At 66.6% G+C, this 20,346-nt stretch carries 17 protein-coding genes; 12 read left to right on the forward strand and 5 right to left on the reverse strand.

The annotated features are described in order from the left end of the window. Positions 1–217: 217 nt before the first annotated feature. Genes AC5Y3Z_RS04060 through AC5Y3Z_RS04070 form a run of 3 tightly spaced genes read left to right on the forward strand, consistent with a single transcriptional unit; the run spans position 218 to position 4,041 of the window. Positions 218–1,462 carry a wax ester/triacylglycerol synthase domain-containing protein gene (locus tag AC5Y3Z_RS04060; RefSeq protein WP_473139761.1) on the forward strand — a complete coding sequence of 415 codons (1,245 nt, stop codon included), beginning with the start codon at positions 218–220 and terminating at the stop codon, positions 1,460–1,462. A 35-nt stretch (positions 1,463–1,497) separates the two neighbouring features. Further along, positions 1,498–2,610: a trehalose-phosphatase gene (gene otsB, locus AC5Y3Z_RS04065; RefSeq protein WP_473139762.1), complete on the forward strand. Its 1,113-nt coding sequence runs from the start codon at positions 1,498–1,500 to the stop codon at positions 2,608–2,610. 27 nt (positions 2,611–2,637) lie between these two features. Next, complete coding sequence (locus tag AC5Y3Z_RS04070; RefSeq protein ID WP_463825928.1) at positions 2,638–4,041, forward strand: APC family permease; 1,404 nt, start codon at positions 2,638–2,640, stop codon at positions 4,039–4,041. On the opposite strand, the gene AC5Y3Z_RS04075 is transcribed toward AC5Y3Z_RS04070, so the two are convergent. Continuing rightward, the gene (locus AC5Y3Z_RS04075; protein WP_473139763.1) at positions 4,031–4,915 is read right to left on the reverse strand and encodes a MaoC family dehydratase; all 885 of its coding nucleotides are present in this window, start codon (positions 4,913–4,915) and stop codon (positions 4,031–4,033) included. The two genes, AC5Y3Z_RS04070 and AC5Y3Z_RS04075, sit on opposite strands and share 11 nt — an antisense overlap. A gap of 102 nt (positions 4,916–5,017) precedes the next feature. Here AC5Y3Z_RS04075 and AC5Y3Z_RS04080 point away from each other — a divergent pair, with 102 nt between their 5' ends. Both AC5Y3Z_RS04080 and AC5Y3Z_RS04085 read left to right on the forward strand, forming a co-directional pair. Next, the gene (locus tag AC5Y3Z_RS04080; protein WP_463825926.1) at positions 5,018–5,731 is read left to right on the forward strand and encodes a histidine phosphatase family protein; all 714 of its coding nucleotides are present in this window, start codon (positions 5,018–5,020) and stop codon (positions 5,729–5,731) included. A gap of 45 nt (positions 5,732–5,776) precedes the next feature. After that, the gene (locus AC5Y3Z_RS04085; RefSeq protein WP_473139764.1) at positions 5,777–7,786 is read left to right on the forward strand and encodes an SDR family oxidoreductase; all 2,010 of its coding nucleotides are present in this window, start codon (positions 5,777–5,779) and stop codon (positions 7,784–7,786) included. On the opposite strand, the gene cmaA1 is transcribed toward AC5Y3Z_RS04085, so the two are convergent. Continuing rightward, positions 7,787–8,650: a cyclopropane mycolic acid synthase CmaA1 gene (gene cmaA1 / locus AC5Y3Z_RS04090; protein ID WP_463825924.1), complete on the reverse strand. Its 864-nt coding sequence runs from the start codon at positions 8,648–8,650 to the stop codon at positions 7,787–7,789. Between the two features lie 14 nt (positions 8,651–8,664). On the opposite strand from cmaA1, the gene AC5Y3Z_RS04095 reads away from it, so the two are divergent. The 3 genes from AC5Y3Z_RS04095 to AC5Y3Z_RS04105 all read left to right on the forward strand — a co-directional run bounded on the left by AC5Y3Z_RS04095 (position 8,665) and on the right by AC5Y3Z_RS04105 (position 10,639). Next, positions 8,665–9,594 (forward strand): nucleoside hydrolase, encoded by a 930-nt coding sequence (locus AC5Y3Z_RS04095; RefSeq protein ID WP_473139765.1) that lies wholly within the window; start codon positions 8,665–8,667, stop codon positions 9,592–9,594. Positions 9,595–9,680: 86 nt separating this feature from the next. After that, the gene (locus AC5Y3Z_RS04100) at positions 9,681–10,046 is read left to right on the forward strand and encodes a hypothetical protein (protein WP_463825922.1); all 366 of its coding nucleotides are present in this window, start codon (positions 9,681–9,683) and stop codon (positions 10,044–10,046) included. 254 nt (positions 10,047–10,300) lie between these two features. Further along, the gene (locus AC5Y3Z_RS04105) at positions 10,301–10,639 is read left to right on the forward strand and encodes a WhiB family transcriptional regulator (protein WP_463825921.1); all 339 of its coding nucleotides are present in this window, start codon (positions 10,301–10,303) and stop codon (positions 10,637–10,639) included. Between the two features lie 112 nt (positions 10,640–10,751). Here AC5Y3Z_RS04105 and AC5Y3Z_RS04110 read toward each other — a convergent pair whose 3' ends face one another. The 3 genes from AC5Y3Z_RS04110 to guaA all read right to left on the reverse strand — a co-directional run bounded on the left by AC5Y3Z_RS04110 (position 10,752) and on the right by guaA (position 14,702). After that, positions 10,752–12,284: a DNA polymerase Y family protein gene (locus AC5Y3Z_RS04110; RefSeq protein ID WP_473139800.1), complete on the reverse strand. Its 1,533-nt coding sequence runs from the start codon at positions 12,282–12,284 to the stop codon at positions 10,752–10,754. A 37-nt stretch (positions 12,285–12,321) separates the two neighbouring features. Then, complete coding sequence (gene imuA', locus AC5Y3Z_RS04115; RefSeq protein ID WP_473139766.1) at positions 12,322–12,954, reverse strand: DnaE2-dependent mutagenesis accessory factor ImuA'; 633 nt, start codon at positions 12,952–12,954, stop codon at positions 12,322–12,324. Positions 12,955–13,097: 143 nt separating this feature from the next. Next, positions 13,098–14,702: a glutamine-hydrolyzing GMP synthase gene (gene guaA, locus AC5Y3Z_RS04120; protein WP_499917926.1), complete on the reverse strand. Its 1,605-nt coding sequence runs from the start codon at positions 14,700–14,702 to the stop codon at positions 13,098–13,100. A 118-nt stretch (positions 14,703–14,820) separates the two neighbouring features. On the opposite strand from guaA, the gene AC5Y3Z_RS04125 reads away from it, so the two are divergent. From AC5Y3Z_RS04125 to AC5Y3Z_RS04140, 4 genes are all read left to right on the forward strand, one after another. Further along, positions 14,821–15,576 carry a beta-phosphoglucomutase family hydrolase gene (locus AC5Y3Z_RS04125; RefSeq protein ID WP_473139767.1) on the forward strand — a complete coding sequence of 252 codons (756 nt, stop codon included), beginning with the start codon at positions 14,821–14,823 and terminating at the stop codon, positions 15,574–15,576. After that, positions 15,573–17,945, forward strand: a complete 2,373-nt coding sequence (locus tag AC5Y3Z_RS04130; RefSeq protein ID WP_463825918.1) for a glycoside hydrolase family 65 protein — start codon at positions 15,573–15,575, stop codon at positions 17,943–17,945. The genes AC5Y3Z_RS04125 and AC5Y3Z_RS04130 overlap by 4 nt, the downstream gene beginning before the upstream one ends. 207 nt (positions 17,946–18,152) lie before the next feature. Further along, positions 18,153–19,349 carry a DegT/DnrJ/EryC1/StrS family aminotransferase gene (locus tag AC5Y3Z_RS04135; protein ID WP_473139802.1) on the forward strand — a complete coding sequence of 399 codons (1,197 nt, stop codon included), beginning with the start codon at positions 18,153–18,155 and terminating at the stop codon, positions 19,347–19,349. Continuing rightward, the gene (locus tag AC5Y3Z_RS04140; RefSeq protein ID WP_473139768.1) at positions 19,342–20,343 is read left to right on the forward strand and encodes a glycosyltransferase; all 1,002 of its coding nucleotides are present in this window, start codon (positions 19,342–19,344) and stop codon (positions 20,341–20,343) included. Before AC5Y3Z_RS04135 ends, AC5Y3Z_RS04140 begins: the two co-directional genes overlap by 8 nt. Positions 20,344–20,346 lie beyond the last annotated feature (3 nt).

Consider the following 20,346-nt stretch of genomic DNA (forward strand, 5'->3'; position numbering starts at 1 on the left):
TTCGAGTGTCACGTCGTCGCCAACAGTTCGAAACCCGCACCGGAACACCTTTGGAACGCCGCCGAAACAATTTGCGAACATGACGCGCTACGGTGATATCGCCCCAGTTAAATACCTCTTTATCTGATAAACGCATTCTTAACCTGGCTGACCTACCGGCGTGCACATCCCCCTCGGATACTGGTACAACTGTTGCAGACATCGGTGGGGGCTTGGCATGACGACGACGACAATGGTGCACGTGGGACCGCTGCGGATCCCAGAACACGACCGGCACACAGATCTGGCGACGGGAGCGGTGGCCGTCATCCGCGGGACCAAGCCCGATCACACCGTCATCGAGAATTTGCTGAGCGAACGCATTCAGCCGGGTTCGGACGTCACCCCGCACCTGCAGCGGGTCGCCCTGCCTCCCCCCGGTGACGACGCCGAGCTGTTCCGGGCCATCGCCCACGCCCTGGAGCGGCCGCTGGAGCCCGGCCGCCCGCCGTGGGAGTGCTGGATCATCGAGCGCCTCGAGGGCAACCAGTGGGCAATCCTGCTGAAGATCCACCACGGCCTTGCGCGCGACCTCCCGCCGGCGCATCTGCTCACCCGGCTCTGCGACGACGGCGATCCCGTTGCCTTCACCGATGCCGTTGCCCGGCCTCCGGTTTCACCACCCGACGGCGACACCTGGTGGCAGTTGCCGTTCGGCGCGGTCAAGATCGCGGCACGGGTTGCCGCCGACGTCGCCGCCGCCGCGAGCACCTGGCCCGCGCCGGCCGGACCGGCGAACACACTGCGGCACTATCGCACGGTGCGCGTCCCCCGCGCCGCCGTCGACAGGTTGGCCCGCAAGTTCGGGGTGAGCACCAACGACGTCGCCGTCGCCGCGATCACCGAAAGCTTCCGCACCGTGCTGGTGAGCCGCGGTGAGCAACCCCGGGCGGACTCGCTGCGGGCCGTCGGCCCGACGCTGACCTACCTCCCCGTCGATCTCGAGGATCCCGTCCGGCAGCTGCAGGCGGTGCACGCCGGGTCGAGGCAGCAGGTCCAACCCCACCCAGCACGTTCACCACGGGCGCTGTACACCAACATCATTCAATCGGTGTCTCGGTTCCGCAAACACGATGCGGTGACGTTGAGCACTGGGGCGCCCGGACCACGGCACCGGTTGCAGTTGCTGGGTCAACCACTGCAGCGCCTGCTGCCGGTCCCACCGACCGGGCCGCAACTCAGCACCGGGGTCGCAGTGCTGAGCTACGCCGACGATCTGATCTTCGGTGTCACCGCCGAATACCAGGCGGCCGCCCAGCTGGAGCAGCTTGCCGCCGGCATCGAACAGGGTACGACGCGTCTGCTGGCGCTCGGCCGGAGCTCGGTGCTGCCGTTCGAACGCCCACGCAAAAGGCCTTCGGTTCCCAGCGCCGCGGTCCGGTGGCGGCCGTCCGCGCCACCGGCGCGAGTGCGCCGCCACTGACCCGACCGGCAACCCCCTCGTGAGAGGGTGGGTACATGCCGGTCACCATCGACCCGCGACGCATCGACGCGGTCCTCTTCGACACGGACCTGCCGCTCGCTGAATCGGTACTGAACGACATGCGTGAGGCGGGCGTTCGCACCGCTACCTACACGCCGAACCCCGTGATCGAGTCGGCCGAGCGACTGGCCGTGCCGCGGGGTAGATGTGCTGTTGTCGCATCCGACGCCTCCCGGGTCAATGTCGCGCGGGACGCGGGGTTCGCGCTCGTGATCGGATTTGGCCGCGACGCGATACCCGGAGCCGACGCCGTTGTCGCCGACCTCGCCGAGATAGCCGTGCGCAAGGGGGACCGGCGCATGTCCGAGTTGGCGGACGCACTGCGGGCCATCGGCGAGATCACCGTCAGCCGACCCGCGGTGTTCTTCGACTTCGACGGCACGCTGTCAGAGATCGTGAACGACCCGGATACGGCCGAGCCGGCCCCCGGTGCATCCGAAGCACTGCAACATCTGGCCGCCCGTTGTCCGGTCGCGGTGCTCAGCGGCCGCGACCTCGCCGATGTCGCCCGGCGCGTGGGCCTGCCCGGCATCTGGTACGCGGGCAGCCACGGATTCGAACTGACGGCGCCCGACGGCACCCACCACCAGAACGAGGAAGCGGCAGCGGCCATCCCGGTGCTCGAGCAAGCCGCCGCCCAGCTGCGGGACAAACTCGGCGACATCCCCGGAGTCACGGTGGAGCACAAGCGCTTCGGGGTCGCCGTGCACTACCGCAACGCCGCGCGCGACCGGATCGGCGACGTGGCGGCCGCGGTCCGCACCGCCGGTCAACGCGACGCGCTGCGCGTGACAACGGGACGTGAAGTCATCGAGTTGCGCCCGGACCTGGACTGGGACAAGGGCCGGACATTGCGGTGGGTGATCGATCATCTGCACGAGGCAGGATCCGGACCGTTGGTGCCGATCTACCTCGGCGACGACATCACCGACGAGGACGCCTTCGACGCGGTGCGCGATGACGGCATCCCGATTGTGGTGCGGCACAACGACGACGGGGATCGCGCCACCGCCGCCCGGTATGCCCTGGACAGTCCCGCACAGGTTGCCGAGTTCACCGACGAACTGGCTCGCCGACTCGGCTGTTGACGGGTCAGTGTCGTAGGAACAGGGAGGGTGGGCATCAGCAAGCTCGGCTTCTGGAGCATTGTCATGCTCGGGATCAACGCGATCATCGGAGCCGGCATCTTCCTGACTCCGGGCGCGGTGATCCGGCTCGCGGGACCGTTGGCGCCGCTGGCCTACCTGCTGGCCGGTCTGTTCGTCGGGGTAATGGCGGTCGTCTTCGCCACGGCTGCCCGTTACGTCAAAACCAACGGCGCGTCCTACGCCTACACCACAGCCGCCTTCGGGCAGCGGATCGGCATCTACGTCGGCGTCACCCATGCCGTGGTGGCATCCATAGCCTGGGGCGTCCTGGCGTCGTTGTTCGTCGCGACACTGCTGAAAGTGGTTTTCCCCCATGAAAATTGGGCTAACGACAGTCAACTGTTCAGCGTCAAGACGTTGACGTTCCTCATTTTCATGCTGGTGTTGCTGCTCATCAACCTGTTCGGCAACCGGGCCATCGAATGGGCCAACGGGATCTCCACGGTCGGCAAGGTGTTTGCGCTGACGATCTTCATCCTCGGCGGGCTCTGGATCGTCGTCGCGGGTGGCGTCAACAACTACGCCACCGCGGGCCAGCCGGAGGTCTTCGCGCCAGCACCCTACGCATTGTTCGGGTTCATCGAGATCGGCCAGAGCACGGTGTCAGGATTGATCCTGGCGGTGATGGCCGCCCTGTATGCATTCACCGGTTTCGAATCGATCGCCAACGCCGCCGAGGAGATGCACGAACCGGACCGCAACCTCCCCCGCGCCATCCCGATTTCGATCCTCACGGTCGGCACCGTCTATGTGCTGGCGGTGACGGTGGCGATGCTGTTGGGATCGGACCGGGTCGTGCATTCCACCGACACGGTGAAACTGGCCGCGGCCATCGGCAACGACGCCTTCCGGACGGTGGTCACCCTCGGCGCCCTGGTGTCGATGTTCGGCATCAATGTCGCCGCCTCGTTCGGCGCGCCGCGGCTGTGGACCGCGCTGTCGGCCACCCGGACGCTGCCGGCGCGCCTGTCGAGAAAGAACCGCTTCGGCGTCCCGATGCTTGCGTTCGGGATCACCGCGGCCCTGGCGCTGGCGTTTCCCCTCGCGCTGCGCTTTGACATCGAGAACCTGACCGGCCTGGCGGTGATCGCCCGCTTCGTCCAGTTCATCGTCGTTCCGATCGCGCTGATCGCGCTGGCGCGAGACACCGTACGACACTCGAAGGTGAAACGAAACCGGTTCACCGACAGGGTGTTACCGGTGGCGGCGGTGGTGATCTCGGTCGCGTTGGCGGTGTCCTTCGACTACCGCACCCTGTTCCTCACCGCGCAGGGCGGCGCCAACTATTTCTCGATCGCGTTGATCGTGCTCACGTTCGTGGTGGTGCCGGCCGCCGCCTATGTCCACTACTACCGCGGCGTCAGGCGTTAGACGCGTATTCGACCTCACCGTCATCGAGCACCAGCCGAGCGGCGGGTCCATCGGTCCAATCCGCCCCGAGAGCCTCGGTGCGGAACAACGCCTTGCCCGGTTCGGTCTTCCAGATCAGGGTGGACAGCGTCTCGCCGGGAAACACCGGCTTGGTGAACCGCGCGGCGATCGAGGTGATGTTGGCGGCGACGCCGCCGCCCAGTTCGGCGACCAGCGCGCGGCCCGACACTCCGTAGGTGCACAGCCCGTGCAGGATCGGCCGGGGGAAGCCGGCCAGGTTGGTGGCGAACCACGGGTCGCTGTGCAGCGGGTTACGGTCCCCGGAGAGCCGGTAGATCAGCGCCTGGTCCTCGCGGGTGGGCAGGTCGACCCGAGCGTCGGGCTCGCGGTCGGGGAACTGCGGGGCGGCCGGTCGTTCCCCTTTCTCGCCGCCGAAGCCGCCTTCGCCGCGGATGACCAGGTTGGTCAGCGTCTCGGCGACCAGCGTCCCGCTGTCGGGATCCTTGCCCACGCCGCGCAACATCAGAACAGCGTTCTTGCCTTCACCTTTGTCCTGAATGTCGACGACCTCGCTGGTCACCGACAGCTTCCCGGCCGGCGGCAGCGGCGCATGCAACCGCACCGACTGGGAACCGTGCAGCAACATCGCCCAGTTGAAGCTGCCGACTTTGCCGGCCGCCCCGAAGGCCGGGCAGCAGATCACCGCATAGGTCGGCAGCACCTGCTGCGGAATGTCGTGGCTGTTCTCGGTCGTGAAGGGCAGTTCGTCGATTCCGGCGCCGACACCGAGTGCGTAGAGCAGCGTGTCCCGGTCGGTCCACTCGAACAATTGGGGCTCGGTCGTCGCTCCGACCGCGCTGGGGTCGATCGCCATGCAGACTCCTGTCCATCCCGAAATCACTAAATCACGTCATTTCTGTGACCTAAGCCTTGCAAACCCTTCCCACCGACGGTGTCGGCAGGGCAGGCTATCGCCATGGCGAAGCGCACCCTGATCGGGCAGGCCCCCAAAGTCGTAGCCGTGCTCGTGGCGGCGGTACTCCTCGGAGCATGCGGTGGCGGCGGCCCGCAGGCCCGCAACATCACCGTGACTTTCATTCGCAACGCCCAGTCGCAGGCCAACGCCGACGGGATCATCGACACCACAGAGCCCGGTCCCAGTCTCACCGCCGAGGGCAAGGCGCAGGCCCAGCAGCTCGCCCATCAGGTCGGGCGCACCGACTTCGACTGGATCTACACCTCCCCGATGGCCGCGGACCAGCAGACCGCGGCGCCGCTGGCCAGTGAGCTGAACAAGCAGGCCGAGATCCTGCGCGGCCTGCAGTCCATCAGCGCCGGTTGGTTCAACGGCAAGCCCGAGTCGATGGCCGCGTCCACCTACCTTTTGGCGCCGGTGCGCTGGGTCGAAGGCGACGCGGAGAACAGCATCCCCGGCTCGATCAGCGGCACCAAGTTCAATTCGGAGTTCACCGGCGCGGTGCGCAAGATCTACGACAGCGGTCACAGCAAGCCCGTCGTGTTCTCGCAGGGGACCGCGATCATGGCCTGGACGTTGATGAACGTCAAGAACCCCAAGACCACGTTGTTCAACAACCATCCGCTGCCCAACCTCGGGCGGGTCGTCATCACCGGTAACCCGGTCACCGGCTGGAAGCTGGTGGACTGGGACGGTGTGCGCAGTTTCACCTGACCCGCACGGTTGACGCGGGCGGCCGGTGCCGCCACGATGGGCTGCATGCGGTATGTCGTTACCGGCGGTACCGGGTTTATCGGGCGCCGCGTCGTTTCCCGATTGTTGGACCAGCACCCCGATGCGCAAGTGTGGGTATTGGTGCGGCGTCAGTCGCTCGGCCGCTTCGAGCGGCTCACCCAGGAGTGGGGTGAACGGGTGAAACCGCTGGTGGGCGAGCTGCCTGAACTGAATCTCGCCGATCAGGTCGTCGCCGAACTGGGCCGGGTCGAGCACTTGGTGCACTGCGCGGCCGTCTACGACATCACCGCGGGCGAGGCCGAGCAGCGCGCCGCCAACGTCGAGGGCACCCGCGCCGTGATCGCGCTGGCTCAGCGACTCGACGCCACCCTGCACCACGTGTCGTCGATCGCGGTGGCCGGTGATTTCCGCGGCGAGTACACCGAGGACGACTTCGACGTCGGCCAGCAGCTGCCGACCCCATATCACCAGACCAAGTTCGAGGCTGAGGCGCTGGTACGGGCGACCCCCGGGCTGCGGTACCGGATCTACCGACCGGCGGTGGTGGTCGGCGATTCCCGCACCGGCGAGATGGACAAGGTCGACGGGCCGTACTACTTTTTCGGCGTCCTGGCGAAGCTGGCCGTGCTGCCGTCGTTCACTCCGCTGATGCTGCCCGACACCGGCCGCACCAACATCGTGCCCGTCGATTACGTGGTCGACGCACTCGTCGCGCTCCTGCACGCCGACGGCCGGGATCAGCAGACCTTCCACCTGACCGCACCCACCACCATCGGTCTGCGGGGCATCTATCGCGGGATCGCACGCGCGGCCGGGCTGCCACCGCTGCGTGGATCACTGCCCCGCTCGGTGGGCACCTCGGTACTCCGGGCGACCGGGCGTGCCAGGGTGCTACGCAACATGGCCGCCACCCAGCTGGGGATTCCCGGCGAAGTCCTCGACGTGGTCGACCTGGCCCCCACCTTCGTCAGCGACGAAACCCAGAAGGCGTTGCAGGGCAGCGGAATTCAAGTGCCCGAGTTTTCCGCCTACGCCCCCGCCCTGTGGCGGTACTGGGCAGCGAATCTCGATCCGGACCGGGCGCGTCGCACCGATCCGCACGCGCCGCTGTTCGGCCGGCACGTCATCATCACCGGAGCGTCCAGCGGCATCGGCCGGGCCTCGGCCATCGCCGTCGCCGAGCGGGGCGCGACCGTGTTCGCCTTGGCCCGCAACGGCGAAGCCCTCGATGAACTGATCGCCGAAATCCGCGCCCAGGGTGGCCAGGCGTACGCCTTCGCCTGCGACGTCACCGATTCGGCATCGGTCGACGCCACTGTCAAGGACATCCTGGGCCGCTTCGACCACGTCGACTACCTGGTCAACAATGCCGGCCGGTCGATCCGGCGTTCGGTGGTCAATTCCACCGACCGGCTGCACGACTACGAACGGGTGATGGCGGTCAACTACTTCGGCGCGGTCCGGATGGTGCTGGCGCTGCTCCCGCACTGGCGCGAACGCCGATTCGGTCACGTGGTCAACGTGTCCAGCGCCGGAGTGCAGGCCCGCAGCCCCAAGTACAGCTCCTACCTGCCCAGCAAGGCCGCGCTCGACGCGTTCTCCGAAGTCGTTGCGACGGAGACACTCTCGGACCACATCACGTTCACCAACATCCACATGCCGCTGGTCAGGACCCCGATGATCGCGCCGTCGCAGCGGCTGAACCCGACGCGCGCGATCAGCCCCGAGCGCGCGGCGGCGATGGTGGTTCGCGGTCTCGTCGAGAAGCCGAGCCGGATCGACACCCCGATTGGCACCCTGGCCGAAGCCGGCAACTACTTCGCCCCGCGCACCGCACGGCGCATCCTGCACCAGCTGTACCTGGGCTACCCGGATTCCGCCGCGGCCCGCGGCATCGACCCTCCGGAAAAGCCGGTGCCGCAACGGTCTTCGACCCGCCGGCGGCCGACTCGCCCGGTGCGGGCCCTCAAGACCGTGGGCGTGCCCAAGCCGGTCAGGCGGGCGGTGCGACTAGTGCCGGGAGTGCACTGGTAGTCACTTCTGACACGTGAACTGATTGACGTCGATGTAGCCGATGCGGAACATCTCCGCACACCCGGTCAGATATTTGATGTAACGCTCGTAGACTTCCTCGGACTGCAGCGCGATGGCTTCATCCTTGTGGGCTTCGAGTGCGGCCGACCAGATGTCGAGAGTTTTCGCGTAGTGCGGTTGCAGCGATTGCACGCGGGTCACGGTGAAGCCGTTGGCGGTGGCCCGCTCCTGCACCATCGGTATCGACGGCAGCCGCCCACCCGGAAAGATCTCGGTGACGATGAATTTGACGAAGCGGGCGAATTCGAAGGTCAACGGCATGCCGCGTTCCTTCATCTCCAACGGGTGCAGCCCGGTGATGGTGTGCAGCAACATGATTCCGTCGTCGGGCAGGATGCGGTGCGCCAGGGTGAAGAACGCGTCGTAGCGTTCGTGGCCGAAGTGCTCGAACGCACCGATGCTGACGATGCGGTCGACGGGTTCGTCGAACTGCTCCCAGCCTTGCAACAGAACACGTTTGGAACGCGGGCTGTCCGATGCCGCGAACAGGTTCTCGACGTGATTGGCCTGGTTCCTGCTCAGAGTGAGGCCGACGACATTGACGTCGTACTGCTGCACCGCACGCATCATGGTGGCTCCCCACCCGCAGCCGACGTCGAGCAGTGTCATGCCGGGCTGCAACCCCAGTTTGCCCAACGCGAGGTCGATCTTGGCCAGCTGCGCCTCTTCCAGCGTCATGTCCGCGCGCTCGAAGTACGCGCAGCTGTAGGTCTGGGTGGGGTCTAAAAACAACCGGAAGAAGTCGTCGGACAGGTCGTAGTGGGCCTGCACATCGTCGAAGTGCGGCGCTAATTCGTCAGGCATCAGGTCAGCGTATCGTGACGCCGGTGCACACCGTGTTCGCCGACGTGGACACCGGTATCGACGACGCCCTCGCACTGATCTATCTGTTGGCCAGTCCGGACGCCACGCTGGTCGGCATCGCCTCGACGGCAGGCAATGTCGCGGTGGACCAGGTGTGCGCGAACAACCTCGGCCTGCTCGAAATGTGCGGCGCCGCCGAGGTACCGGTGTCGCGGGGTGCCGATCAGCCACTGAGCGGTCCGTTGCCTGTTCGCCGGGAGGGCCACGGGCCCAAGGGTTTAGGGCATGCCGAGCTGCCGCCCGCCGGTGGCCGGGTCACCGATTACGACGCGGCCACCGCGTGGGTGCGCGCTGCCCGCGCCCACCGCGGGGAGCTGATCGGCCTGGCCACCGCACCGTTGACCAACCTGGCGCTGGCGCTGCGCGCCGAACCGGAGCTGCCGACTCTGCTGCGGCGCCTGGTGATCATGGGCGGCTCGTACCCGCCGGACAGCCGGGAACCGGAGCCGGAATGGAACTCCCGGGTGGACCCGACGGCGGCGGCCGAGGTGTTCGCGGCCTTCGGGGCCCACCAGCGGCTGCCCATCGTGTGCGGCCTGAACGTGACCCGCCAGGTCGCAATGACCCCGCAGCTCCTGGCCGCTTTATCGGGACCTGCTGCGGTCCATCGCTTCCTCCAGGATGCGATGCGGTTCTACTTCGAGGTCCACCGCGACCGCGGGGTGGGCTACCTGGCCTACATGCATGATCCGCTGGCTGCGGCGGTGGCGCTGGACCCGGCATTGATCGAAACCCGGACCGCCACGGTGGACTTCGCGGACGTGCCCACCGCAGACTGGACCGGCGCTCGTAAACCCAACGCGCGGATCGGCATTCGGGTCAATCCGGCGGTGTTCTTCGAGCGGCTCATCGCGCGGGTGGCACCGTTTCGGCCCGGGACCTGAGGCGGCGGGTCCGTCCCAAGAATGTTCCAAGGACGGCTCCGTAACGTCGCGGCCACGGGGACGTACCGAGAGGGCGGCGATGCACCATGAAGAAACTGATCGTGGGACTGGCCACCACAGTGCTGCTGGCCGGCAACGTCTCGGCAGTGGCAGACCCCGTCAGCGCCGGGGCCACCCCCGCCGTCCCGGTGCCACTGAATTCCTGGCCGGGTTGTCCGGAAGACCATCCTGAGGGTCCGTGCCGCTGGTGCCCCGGTGACCCCCCGGTCCAGACCGGCAATCGCCGGGTGAACCCGGTGATATGGGACGAGAGCATCTGCCACACCTACTACTACGTCTACTCCGGTCAGGGGAACGTGGCGCAGAACATTTGGGACGGCGAGAACCCGCCGGCGCCGCCGCCGTGGCCGCCGGGCCTGAACTTCTGTCCGATCCCGCCCTGGTGTCCGTGAGCTCACGCAGCTTCCGGCTCAAACAGACCAATAGTTCAAGTGGCAGCGGACGTTTCATACTAACAGTATGGTACCTGCGTCCCAAAAAGTCTTGTTGAATTGTTGCGCAATTGGTACGCGCCCCTTACCTTATAAGCACGGTGAGATTCAGATCACGCGTGACAGGATTTTGCATCGACGCACAGGTCACAGTGCCGATCTGCACCCAAGGGAGGCGGTCGCGAATCGCGGCCGGGAGTTTAAGGGGACCATTCGTGTCAGGAACACGTCCGGCCGCTCGGCGGCTGAACCTTGTCGCGGTGAGCAGTGCCGAGGACGCCGGGGACCGGGCCTGGGTATCGAAGGGTCTGTGCAGGACAAAGGATCCGGACGAACTCTTCGTGACCGGTGCGGCGCAACGCCAGGCCGCGGCTATCTGCCGGCACTGCCCGGTGCTGCAGCAGTGCGGGGCGGACGCGCTGGACAACAAAGTCGAGTTCGGCGTGTGGGGTGGCATGACCGAGCGCCAGCGGCGGGCACTGCTCAAGGAGAACCCCGACGTGGTGTCGTGGTCGGCTTTCCTGAACAAGCGCAGGACGCGCTCGGTCGGCTGAGCACCCGGGCTCACGCTCCGCGGGTCCATCATTACTTTTTTGTTACAGCGAGGGTATTTCCGCTGGTCTACCGGGTTGATAACCGATTCTCATTGGACCGCCGTCAAATTGTTCACTCGTAGATTCCCTCCAGGTACCACTTGCGCTGCCGATAGCACAGCAACAGCGCACGTTCGCTCTCCAACAGCACCTGGGCGCGTGCGATGCGGCCTCCCCCCTGCCCGGGCCGGTCGTCCCACCACCGCTCGTCAACCGACCAGGGGCCGGCCCACCAGCGCAGCCGGTCCTCGCGGCCTTTGATGCTCAGTTGCGAAGGATCGGCGGAGAACATTCCCCGGCTGGTCACCCGGATCGGAGTGCCGTGTTCGTCGAGTAGTTCCACCGGGTCGTCGAGCAGTACCGCCGGGGCCGGATCAGGCAGTTGACCGGGCCAGGGCCGGTCGGGGTCCGCCTGCGGCACCGGCTCGTCACCCAAGGGGGTCAGCGTGACCCGTTCGGCCGGCCCCCGCCCACCGGACAACACCGGCACCTGCACCGCTTCCGGGCCGAGCAGACCCTGAACCCGCACCAGCGCCCGGCGGGCCCGCAGCCGGTCTTCCTCCCCCAGGCCACCCCACAGCGGCAGTTGCAGCGCCTCGGCCGAGACCACCTCGACCGCCTGCAGTCGGAGCATTGTCACCGGCGCGTCCAACGGCCGACCGCGCCGATGGCTCAACCACCCGTCCAGTTGCCAGCGCACCCGGTCGGCGGTGGCCTCCTCGGTCAACGGCTCGGCGCACCGCCACACCCGGGTCAGTTCCTCACCGGAGGCGGTGACGGCGTGAATGGCCAGCCGGGTGCACCCCACTCCGGCGGCCAGCAGTGCCTGATGCAGGGTGGCGGCCAGCGAGCGTCCGGCGAAGGCCGCGGCGTCGACGCGGTCGATCGGCGGGTCGCAGTCCAGCTCGGCGTCGAGTTCTGCCGCCGGCTCGCGACCGGAAGGGCCGCGTTCCGGTTCACCACGGGCGAACCGGTGCGCGCTCACCGCGTCGGCTCCGAACCGGGACGCCACGTCGGTGCGGGACAGCGCGGCGAACTGACCGATGGTGCGAATTCCCATCCGCCATAACAGATCCGCGAGTTCGTCCCGGCCCGGACCGGACAAGCTGGGCTCAGTGGCCAGCTGGCGGATCGACAACACCGACAAGAACCGTGCATCGTCTCCCGGTGGCACCACCCGGCCCGCCCGCGCGGCGAAGACCGCGGTGGACAACCCGTCGGCGATCCCGACCTGACACTCCGCCCCGGCCGCGGCCACCGCGTCGACCAACTTCTCGGCCGCCAGCTGCTCGGACCCGAAGAACCTGGCCGCCCCGCGCACCGGCAACACCAGGAGCCCGGGCCGCAGCACCTCGGCCCGCGGCACCAGATCGTCCACCGCGGCGATCACTCCTTCGAAGAACCGGGCGTCGCGATCGGCGTCGGCGGCCGCGAGGTGGAGTTGTGGACACCTGGCCGCCGCTTCCCGGCGCCGCAGCCCGCGCCGCACACCAACGGCCCGGGCCGTCGCCGAACAGGCGATCACCCGGTTGGCCAAGGTGACCGCGACCGGAGCCGTCACCGGCTGACCCGCGGCGGCCGCCGCTGCGACGGCGGGCCAGTCCATGCACCAGATCGCCAACACCCGAGAGGCAACCACGAACTCACCCGGTTCGCGATCGGCCGATCGTGCGCCCCCCGGTGCACACCTGCAGCCGCACACCGCTGATGCGCCCGAAGCCGGGGGTGGGCTTGCCCGTCCCGGAAGGCGTAGTGATGTCGTACCCGCAGACCCGGGCCTCCAGCCGCGTCGACGCGCCTTCCCAGTCGCCATCGGTGACCAGCACCGTGCATCCTTTGTGCCGGGCGCGGGCCACCACCGCCCGGGCCCGGGTCCGGGTCACCCGGCGCCCGCCCAGCCCCAGCACCACCAGATCCATGCCGTCGATCAGCACCGCGGCCACCTCCACCGGATCGCTGCCGGGATCCGGTATCACCGCCAGCCGGCTCAGGTCCGCCCCCATCTCCACCGCGGCCAGCAACCCGATATCGGGCTGGCCGACGATCACCGCGTTGCCCCCGTCCGCCGTCACCGCGGCCACCATGCGCAGCAACAACGATCGCGCTCCGGACAACACCGCCACCGTTCCCCGCGGTACCAGCGCCGGCCCGGTGGGCACCACTTCGTCCGCCGCGGCGGTGTGCTTACCGGACAGCGCGGCTATCTTCTGACGCAGCTGTTGTAGCTGTTCAGCCCGGTTTTCCGGAGGATGGGCAGAGGCCAAAGCCGCGGACATGACCAGCCTCCAGACACTCGATCATTCGAAAATATGTTCGATGATGCTGAGTAAACACCGGCCCTCCGACAAGCGTCAAGCAACGCAAGAGGCTGCTTTATGCGCGCGTTGCTGGTGTGGCTGCTGGCGCGTTATGAGGCTGACTATTCCCACTCGATGGTGCCCGGCGGCTTGCTGGTGACGTCCAGCACCACCCGATTGACCTCGCGGACCTCGTTGGTGATCCGGGTCGAGATACGCTCGAGCACCTCGTAGGGCACCCGGGTCCAGTCGGCGGTCATGGCGTCCTCGCTGGACACCGGCCGCAGCACGATCGGGTGACCATAGGTGCGTCCGTCGCCCTGCACGCCCACCGACCGGACGTCGGCCAGCAACACCACCGGGCACTGCCAGATCTGGTTGTCCAGGCCCGCCGCGGTCAGCTCCTCGCGCACGATGAGGTCGGCCCGCCGCAGCGTCTCCAATCGCCCGGCGGTGACCTCCCCGACGATCCGGATCCCCAGCCCCGGACCCGGAAAGGGTTGGCGTGCAACGATTTCCTCCGGCAGCCCCAATTCCCGCCCGACCGCGCGCACTTCGTCCTTGAACAGCAGTCGCAACGGTTCGACGAGCGTGAACTTCAGATCGTCGGGCAGCCCACCGACGTTGTGGTGACTCTTGATGTTCGCGGTGCCGCTGCCGCCGCCGGATTCCACCACGTCGGGATACAGCGTCCCCTGCACCAGGAACTCGACCTCGGCGTCCTCTTCCTTGACGACGTCGAGTACCGCGCCTTCGAAGGCCCGGATGAACTGGCGACCGATGATCTTGCGTTTGCCTTCGGGGTTGTGCACGCCCGATAACGCCTCCAGGAAGGTCTGCGCCGCGTCGACGGTGACCAGATTGGCCCCGGTGGCGGCGACGAAATCGCGTTCCACCTGCGCGCGCTCACCGGACCGCAGCAATCCGTGGTCGACGAACACACATGTCAGTCGGTCGCCGATGGCGCGTTGCACCAGTGCGGCGGCCACCGCGGAATCCACTCCGCCGGACAACCCGCAGATCGCATGGCCGTCGCCGATCTGCGCTTGCACCTGTTCGACCAACGCGTTGGCGATGTTGGCCGGGGTCCACTCCGAGCCGATCCCGGCGAATTCGTGCAGGAACCGGTTGAGCACCTGTTGTCCGTGCGGGGTGTGCATCACTTCCGGGTGGTACTGCACCCCGGCCAGGCGCCGTTCGGGTGACTCGAACGCGGCCACCGCCGCTCCCGCGCTGCTGGCCACCACGTCGAATCCGGCCGGCGCCTCCGTCACCGCGTCACCATGGCTCATCCAGACCGGCTGTACCGAAGGAAGATCCGAATGTAGCTGGCCGCCAAGAACTTTCAACTCGGTGCGGCCGAACTCGCTGGTGCCGGTCTGAGCGACCGTGCCACCCAGGGCGGCCGCCATCGCCTGGAACCCGTAACAGATTCCGAACACCGGCAGGCCCAGGTCGAACAGCGCGGGATCCAGTTGCGGAGCCCCCTCGACGTAGACACTGGACGGCCCGCCGGAGAGCACCAGCGCCAGCGGATCGCGCGCCCGGATCTCCTCGATCGCGGCGGTGTGCGGAACCACCTCGGAGAACACCCGCGCTTCCCGGATCCGGCGCGCGATCAACTGGGCATATTGTGCGCCGAAGTCGACTACCAGTACGGGCCGCGGCGAGGCTGATTCCACGGGCACCGAGTTTAGTGTCTGCCCATAGCCGGCACCCGCAGGCATGAATTCGGTGGCGCTTGGGTAGGCACCGAAAGGCAACGAAAACGGCAAAGACCTACCGGAATTGCGCGACAACCTGTGAACTGGTAGCGCCGAACTCCTGCGAAAGTGAGGATCCCCCGTGCTGGGTCTGCCCGATAAGGTGCGCGCGTGTCTGTTCGACCTCGACGGGGTGCTCACCGACACCGCCGGCGTGCACACCAAGGCCTGGAAGGAAATGTTCGACGCTTTCCTGTCCGAACGGGCCGAACGCGACGGAGGCGAGTTCGTGCCGTTCGATCCGGAGTCCGATTACCGCGAGTACGTGGACGGCAAGAAGCGCGAAGACGGAGTGCGGTCATTTCTCGAGAGTCGCGACATCGAACTGCCCGACGGTGATCCCGACGATTCCGGCGAGGCCGACACGGTGTACGGCCTGGGCACCAGAAAGAACGACATGTTCCAGAAGGTGCTGCACGACGACGGGGTGAAGGTGTTCGAGGGCTCGCGTCGTTATCTGGAGGCTGTCTCCGAGGCGGGGCTGGCCATCGCGGTGGTGTCATCGAGCGCCAACACCCGCGACGTGCTGGAGATCACCGGGCTGGATCAGTTCGTGCAGCAACGGGTGGACGGCGTGACCCTGCGTGAGGAGAACATCACCGGCAAGCCGGCCCCGGATCCCTATCTGCGCGGAGCCGAGTTGCTCGACGTCGAGCCGGAGGCTGCGGCGGTGTTCGAGGATGCGATCTCCGGGGTACAGGCCGGCCGGGCCGGTAACTTCGGCATCGTGGTGGGCGTGGACCGAGTGGGCCAGGCCGAGGAGTTGCGCCAGAACGGCGCGGACGTGGTGGTGTCCGATCTCGCGGAACTTCTCGACGACGAGGGGGCGCAGTCATGATCTCCGAGGAAGCATTTCCCGTCGAGCCGTGGCAGATTCGCGAGACCCAGCTCAATCTGAACCTGCTTGCCCAGTCGGAGTCGGTGTTCGCATTGTCCAACGGGCACATCGGATTACGCGGCAACCTCGACGAAGGCGAGCCCTACGGTTTGCCGGGCACGTACCTGAACTCGTTCTACGAAATCCGTCCGCTGCCCTACGCCGAGGCGGGATACGGATACCCCGAGGGCGGCCAGACCGTCGTCGACGTCACCAACGGCAAGATCATCCGGCTGATGGTCGACGACGAGCCCTTCGACGTTCGCTACGGCGAATTACTGGACCACGAAAGGGTTCTCGACCTACGCGCCGGCACGATGGTCCGCTACGCGCACTGGCGCTCCCCCACCGGGAAACAGGTCAAGGTGACCTCCACCCGGCTGGTGTCGCTGGTGCACCGCAGCGTCGCCGCCATCGAATACGTGGTCGAGGCGATCGACGACTTCTCCCGGGTGACGGTGCAGTCCGAACTGGTCACCAACGAGGACCAGCCGCAGACTTCCGACGACCCGCGGGTGGCGGCCATCCTGGAAAACCCGTTGGAGGCGGTCGATCACGAAAGTAAAGACTGCAGAGCAATTCTCATGCACCGGACGCGCAGCAGCGCGCTGATGATGGCCGCGGCGATGGACCACGAAGTCGAGGTCGAGGGACGGTACGAGATCACCACCGACGCCCGCGCCGACCTGGCCCGGGTCACCATCATCTGCGGTCTGCGGCCCGGGCAGAAGCTGCGCATCATCAAGTACCTCGCCTACGGCTGGTCCAGCCTGCGCTCCCGGCCGGCGCTGCGCGATCAGGCCGCCGCGGCGCTGACCAGCGCCCGCTACAGCGGCTGGGAGGGCCTGGCCGACGGCCAGCGCGCCTACCTGGACCTGTTCTGGGACGCCGCCGACGTGGAGGTCGAGGGCGACCCGGAAAGTCAGCAGGCGGTGCGGTTCGGGATGTTCCACATCCTGCAGTCCGCTGCTCGCGCCGAGCGACGCGCCATCCCCAGCAAGGGGCTCACCGGCACGGGTTACGACGGCCACGCCTTCTGGGACACAGAGGCTTTCGTGTTGCCGGTGCTCACCTATACCGTCCCGCACGCCGTCGCCGACGCACTGCGGTGGCGGGCCTCCACATTGGACCTGGCCAAGGAGCGCGCGGCCGAACTCGGCCTGAACGGCGCCGCCTTCCCGTGGCGGACCATCCGCGGTCAGGAGTGTTCGGCGTATTGGCCGGCCGGCACGGCCGCCTGGCACATCAACGCCGACATCGCGATGGCGTTCGAGCGCTACCGCGTGGTCACCGGCGATGACGCGCTCGAAGAGGAATGCGGGCTGGCGGTGCTGATCGAGACCGCCCGGCTGTGGATGTCGTTGGGACACCACGATCGCAACGGCGTCTGGCACCTGGACGGGGTCACGGGTCCCGATGAGTACACCGCGATTGTGCGCGACAACGTGTTCACCAACCTGATGGCGGCCAACAACCTGCGCATCGCCGCCGACGCCGCCAAGCGCCACCCGGACAAGTCGGCCGGAATGGGGGTCACCACCGAAGAAATGGCGACCTGGCGCGATGCCGCAGATTCCGTGCACATCCCGTACGACGAGGAACTGGGCGTGCACCAGCAGTGCGAAGGTTTCACCACTTTCGCCGAATGGGACTTCGAGGAAAACGCCACCTACCCGTTGCTGCTGCACGAGGCCTACGTCAAGATCTACCCCGCTCAGGTGATCAAACAGGCCGACCTGGTGCTGGCCATGCAGTGGCAGAGCCACGCTTTCACCGCAGAGCAGAAAGCCCGCAACGTCGACTACTACGAGCGCCGCACCGTGCGCGATTCGTCGTTGTCGGCCTGCACGCAGGCGGTGATGTGCGCAGAGGTCGGGCACCTGGAACTGGCGCACGACTATGCCTACGAGGCCGCTCTGATCGACCTGCGCGACCTGCACCAGAACACCCGTGACGGCCTGCACATGGCGTCGTTGGCCGGCGCGTGGATGGCGCTGGTCATCGGTTTCGGCGGGTTGCGCGACGACGAGGGCGTGATGTCGCTGGACCCCCAGCTACCCGACGGCATCTCCCGACTGCGATTCCGGTTGCGCTGGAAAGGTTTTCGGGTGACCGTGGATGCCGACCACGAGAATGTCACCTACACGTTGCGCGACGGGCCGCACTCCGAGCTGAAGATCCAACACGCCGGCGAGGACGTCACCCTGAGTACCGAAGAGACCAAAACCTTCCCGGTGCGCGAGCGTGAAGCGCTGCTGCCCCCGCCGCCGCAGCCGCCGGGCCGGGAGCCGCTGCACCGGCGGTCGCTGACCAGGACCGCAACGACGTAACCTCATGCCGGTAGTCTCAACCAGCCATATTCCATTCCAAACGTATGCGTTTGGCCTCTGTTTGATACTGCGATGTGACAGCCAGCAATAGGTTAGGCTAGCCTCAAATCGACCGATTTCTTGCGCCTGACCCGAACCTGTCTGGTAGACGACTTGACATCTGCATACTCACGAATACGCACGTTTCACGGCTTGGTGCTGACCCGGTTGTCTGCAGCCCGCGCCGCGGGCCCCCGCTCCGGATCGACTCCGCGGGCGGACTCCGGGTTACCCGAAATCCCCTTCATCCGTCCCAGCTTTCCGGGACCGGCCGAACTTGCCGAGGATTTCGAACAGATCGCCCACGCCAACTGGTACACCAATTTCGGCCCCAAGGAGCAGCAGTTTGCCCGCGCCCTGGGCGACTACCTCGGCCCCGACCTGCACGTCGCAACGCTGGCGAACGGCACCATGGCACTGATCGCCGCCATGCACCTGACTTTCGGGCCGGGCACCCAAGAGCGTTATGTGCTGATGCCGTCATTCACTTTTGTGGGGGTGGCCCAGTCCGCACTGTGGACCGGCTACCGTCCCTGGTTCATCGACATCGACCCCCAGACCTGGCAACCGTGCACGCGCTCGGCACACGCGGTGCTCGAACGCCACCGCGACAAAATCGCGGGAATCGTGCTGGCCAACGTGTTCGGCGTCGGAAACCCACACGTCGGCGCGTGGGAAGCGCTCGCCGGGGAGTGGGACCTCCCGATGGTCATCGACTCGGCCGCCGGACTCGGATCCGCCTACCCGGACGGCACCTCTGTCGGCGGACGCGGCTCCTGCGAAATCTTTTCGCTGCACGCCACCAAACCGTTCGCGGTCGGTGAAGGCGGGGCACTGGTATCCCGCGACCCGCGAATCGTCGAGCAGGCGTACAACTTTCAGAACTTCGGTTTCGGCAAGGCGCGAAAGTCCGGCCAGCTCGGGATCAACGCCAAGCTGCAGGAGATCAGCGCTGCGATCGGATTGCGCCAACTCGTCGGGCTCGACCACCGGCTGCAGAGTCGGCGCGAGGTCCTGCGGAGTTATCGCTCCGAACTCGATCACCTCGGCATGCAGTTCCAGCAGAACGCCGAGGCGTCCGCCCTTTGTTTCGCCAGCGCCTGCTGCGAGTCCGCCGATCAGAAACATGCCGTCATGGCGAGCATGCGCAGGTATGCGATTCGGGCGCGCGACTACTACAACCCGCCGCAACACCTGCATCCGTATTTCGTGCAGAACGCCGAACTGGTCGCGTCGACAGAGCTACCGGTCACCGCGGACGTCTGTTCGCGAATCGTGTCGTTGCCGGTCCACGACTACATGGCCGACAACGATGTTGCGCGGGTGATCGCAGCCGCCCAGGAAGGGCTGACGCACGGTGGCTGAGGTGATCCCCAAAGTCAGCGTGGTGTCGGTCACCTACAATCACGAAGCGTACATTCGCGAGGCGCTCGACGGCTTCGTCGCTCAAAAGGCCGATTTCCCCATCGAAGTCATTGTTGCCGACGACGCCTCTACGGACGCGACTCCGGCAATCATTCAGGAATACGCCGACCGCTACCCTGACCTTATTCGGCCGATCCTTCGACCGGAGAACATCGGGATCCACGCGAACTTCGCGCAAACTCTGTCAGCCGCGCGGGGTGAATACCTCGCACTGTGCGAGGGTGACGACTTCTGGACTGACCCGCAGAAAGTCACCAAACAGGCCTCCTTCCTCGACCTGCATCCAGAAGTATCTGTCTGCTTCCATCCGGTGCTGGTCATCCACGACGACGAAACGCCGGATTCAGTCTTTCCGCCACTGCTTCGACGTCGCAACCTGAGCATGGGCGCGCTGCTGGCGGGAAATTTCATCCAGACCAACTCGGTGATGTACCGCCGCCGAGATGACTACCACCTGCCGCGTGACATCATGCCGATCGACTGGTATCTGCACGTACTGCACGCGCTCGACGGCGAGATCGCGATGCTGCCCGAGACTATGGCGGTGTATCGGCGCCATTCCCAAGGTATTTGGTACGACGCCGACCGCAACCGTCAGAAATTCTGGGAGACGCGTGGCCGGGGCATGGCGGCGACGGTGGAGGCAATGCTCGATCTGTTTCCCGACAACCGCGAGTACGAACAGATCATTGGCCGAGTCGCCGACATCATTTTTGCCGAAATGGCAAGAGTGCCGGGCGACGCGGGGCGCGCCGTTCTCCTGGAATCCATCGCCAACCACCCGCGGTTAGCCATGCTGTCTTTTCAACACCGTTGGAATCACACGCCGTTGAGGCGAATCGAGCACAGACTGCAGAACAATTTGGCCCTGTTGCAGAAGAATGCGCGCACTTACTCTGCCCGCATCAACCCGCGGCGACGTACTGTTCGCTGACCC

It is taken from the genome of Mycobacterium sp. NGS61 (assembly GCF_059812325.1).